Here is a 3240-nt window from a genome sequence, read left to right as displayed (position 1 = left end):
CGAACTGCGCCCGGAGCAGGCGGACTACATCGGTGTGAAGGTCGAGGGCCCCTACAAGCCCGACCACTACCGCTACTGACCGACCGGCGCCAGCGCACACGCACCACCACGCACACGCACTACCGCGCTACGCACCACCGGCAGCACGCAGGCCCTCGCCTCCGCGGCGGGGGCCTGCCCCCGTGAAGGACGCGATCCCCATGCCCCGCGGCCGCTACTCGCTCCACGATCCGCACGACCACACTCCCCTCGGCGAAGAACACTTCCACTGCGCCCCAGGCCCTTCCGGCTGGCGCTATATCGCGCAGATCACCACCCCCGCAGACCGGGAGACCGAGAAGGGCATCCGCGAGAGCGCCGTCACCGGCTCAGTCGACCTGGCCATCGACGAACTCGGCCGCCCCATCCGCCTCGAACTCCACGCCGGAGGCTGGCAGGTACGCGGCGCCGCCCTCGAAGGCGTCACCTGGGTGCGCACCGACCCCACAGGTGAACACGCCACCGAAGGCAACGTCCCCGCCCACGCGTTCACCGGCATGTCCCCCGCCTTCCTGATCGCCACCGCCCGACTCCTGCGCCTCACCCCCGACGCCCCCGCCACACGCCTGCGCCTGGTCCGCTTCACCGACCCGGTCCTCGCCCCACGCACCGTCGACCAGTCCTGGGCCCTGCTGAAAAGCGAAGCACACACCACTGACAACGGCCCGCTGATCGTGGACGAATACCAGGTCACAGCCCTGGACACCGGGGAGCAGGGCACCGTCCACATCGCCGGTGACGTGGTACTGGCGGCACCGGGCATCGAACTGGAACACCTGGAGTCCCCGCCCTCGGCCTTCCCCTGAACACATCTACCTGACCGCATCCAACGGACTGGCACTCACGCACTCACGCCGGGGGCACAAACCCGGTCCGCGGCGACCCGCCCGCCTCATCCGCGGTCGACCCCACCTCCTGAGCGGGAGCCCACTGACCAGTCGGCCGCGCCGGTTCACCAGACGGCCGCACGAACCCCGTACCGCCCATCGGTTCCCGCGTACCGAACGCCTCGGCCGCGTCCGCCGCCGGTTCCGCCGACCCGGCTCCGAATACGCGCCGGGCGTCCCGCGTCTGCCGCTCGTGCACCACCGCCGCCAGATACGCCGCCGACGGCACCCCCTCAGGCGCCGACGCCCCCGTACACACCGCGAGATCACCGGCGAGCCGTTCCCCCATCGCCCAGCCGACCTGCGGGTCGAGCTGCCCCATCCGCGTCAGGTACTGGCGTATCGCCAGCCACAGCCCGTCCGGCACCCCTGACAGATCGAGCCCCGAGAACCGCCCCACCAGGCCGGGCGGCGGCGGAGGCACGTACGGAGTCCGGCCCACCGGCACCCGTTCCCGTATGACCAGAGTCCCCGCGAACACATCCCCGAGTCGCCTGCCCCGCGCCGACGCAAGAGAAGCGACACAGGCGACGACCCCGAACGTGCCCAGGATCTCGATCACCCCCATCGCCCCGCGCACCAACGCGTGCCGGAACCGGATGGGCCCGCCGTCGTCCCGCACCACCCGCAGCCCGCAGGCCAGCTTCCCCAGAGACCGCCCGTGACTCAGCGTCTCGACCGCGATCGGCGCACCCACCAGCAACAGCAGGAACGTGGACACCGCGACGGCCGCGGTCGCCGCGTCGTCCAGCGAAGCCGTCGCGGCGATCAACGCGATGGACAGCGCGATATACGCGGCCATGGCCACGGTGAGATCTATCAGCACGGCCAGCGCCCTGCTCGGCAGCTTCGCGGCACGCAGTTCGAGGGCCACTGCCTCACCCGTCACATGATCACTCACGCTCGCGGCCCTCCTCGCTGCCCTGCCCCTGGAACAACCAGTCTGCCAAGCTGAGTGCGCACCGCGCCGCAGTACGAGGAGCAGCAGGGGGAGCAGCAGTCTGATGGACCTCGACGTCTTCGTGTCCGCCCACCGCGCCGAGTGGGACCGCCTGGACTCCCGGCTGCGCCGACGCCGCCGCCTCACCGGGGCTGAAGCCGACGAACTCGTCGTCCTCTACCAGCGCACCGCGACCCACCTTTCCCTGATCCAGTCCAGCGCCCCCGACCCCCAGCTGACCGGCCGCCTCACTCAGCTCGTGGCACGCGCGCGTAGCGCCGTCACCGGCACCCGTCACGCGAGCTGGCGCGATGCCACGCACTTCCTTACGGCCAGCTTTCCCGCAGCGATGTACCGCACCCGTCGCTGGTGGGTCCCCACCGCGCTGCTGTCGACCCTCGTCGCCGCCCTGATCGGCTGGTGGATCGGCACGCACCCAGAGGTGCAGTCCGCGATCGCGGCCCCGGCCGAACTCCGCGAGCTCACCAGACCCGGCGGCCAGTACGAGACGTACTACTCAAGCAACCCCGCCGCGTCCTTCGCGGCCCAGGTATGGACGAACAACGCCCAGGCCGCCGCCCTGTGCCTGGTCCTAGGCGCATTCCTGGGCATTCCCGTCCTCTGGATTCTTCTCCAGAACATGCTCAACCTGGGCGTCGGGATCGGCCTGATGTCCTCAGTCGGCCGCCTCGACATCTTCCTGGGTCTGGTCCTCCCGCACGGCCTGCTGGAGCTCACCGCCGTCTTCGTCGCCGCCGGGACGGGACTGCGCCTGGGCTGGACCGTCATCGACCCAGGCCCACGCCCCCGCCGCACGGCCCTGGCCGAAGAAGGACGCGCGGCCCTGGGCATGGCGATCGGCCTGGCCTTGGTGCTCTTGGTCGCGGGCGTCATCGAAGGCTTCGTCACGCCATCCGGACTCCCTACCTGGGCTCGCGTCGGCATCGGTGTCGTCGTGGAGCTGCTGTTCCTCTTCTACGTCTACGTACTGGGCGGCCGAGCAGCCCGCGCAGGCGAGACCGGCGATGTGCTCACCACAGACCGCAGCGCGGCGCTCCCCACCGCCGCGTGATGTGCGTCCGACCTGCCTGACCTGCTACTGTCCTCTTCGCCCCACCAAAGCTGTTGACACAGCCGACCTGGGGAGGTAGATTCAAACAGTTGCCTAGAGATGGACACATCGACGGCAACCAGTTATTATCTACCTGCTTCCGGAATTCTTTCCAGAGAAGCCATCCGATACATCAGAAACTTGAAGCCGGTCAGCCCGGCGGAAAACATCTGATAAAGTCGGAGTCGCCGGAAAGGGAAACGCGAGAGCGGGAACCGGGAAGGCACCGAGGAAATCGGACACGAAAGAGTCTGATAGAGTCG

The 3240-nt window shown here is 69.3% G+C and carries 4 protein-coding genes; 3 read left to right on the top strand and 1 reads right to left on the bottom strand.

Annotated features, from left to right (window positions below; all coding sequences use genetic code 11):
* Both ACX6XY_RS29895 and ACX6XY_RS29890 read left to right on the top strand, forming a co-directional pair.
* On the top strand, positions 1-79 hold a 79-nt coding region (locus tag ACX6XY_RS29895), incomplete at its 5' end, for an adenosylhomocysteinase (RefSeq protein WP_460337711.1).
* A 121-nt stretch (positions 80-200) separates the two neighbouring features.
* On the top strand, positions 201-845 hold the full coding sequence (locus tag ACX6XY_RS29890) for a hypothetical protein (protein ID WP_460337708.1): 645 nt from the start codon (positions 201-203) through the stop codon (positions 843-845).
* A 43-nt stretch (positions 846-888) separates the two neighbouring features.
* On the opposite strand, the gene ACX6XY_RS29885 is transcribed toward ACX6XY_RS29890, so the two are convergent.
* Positions 889-1827 carry an RDD family protein gene (locus tag ACX6XY_RS29885; RefSeq protein ID WP_460337705.1) on the bottom strand — a complete coding sequence of 313 codons (939 nt, stop codon included), beginning with the start codon at positions 1825-1827 and terminating at the stop codon, positions 889-891.
* Between the two features lie 103 nt (positions 1828-1930).
* Here ACX6XY_RS29885 and ACX6XY_RS29880 point away from each other — a divergent pair, with 103 nt between their 5' ends.
* Complete coding sequence (locus ACX6XY_RS29880) at positions 1931-2938, top strand: stage II sporulation protein M (RefSeq protein ID WP_460337702.1); 1008 nt, start codon at positions 1931-1933, stop codon at positions 2936-2938.
* The last annotated feature ends 302 nt before the right edge of the window (positions 2939-3240 follow it).

The organism is Streptomyces sp. O3, from assembly GCF_054788135.1.
This window is presented reverse-complemented; position numbering and strand designations above follow the sequence as displayed.

Excerpts from the sequence above, each read along its gene's own strand:
- ACX6XY_RS29890 (WP_460337708.1), top strand. The coding sequence starts at position 201 with ATGCCCCGCGGCCGCTACTCGCTCCACGATCCGCACGACCACACTCCC.
- ACX6XY_RS29880 (WP_460337702.1), top strand. The coding sequence starts at position 1,931 with ATGGACCTCGACGTCTTCGTGTCCGCCCACCGCGCCGAGTGGGACCGC.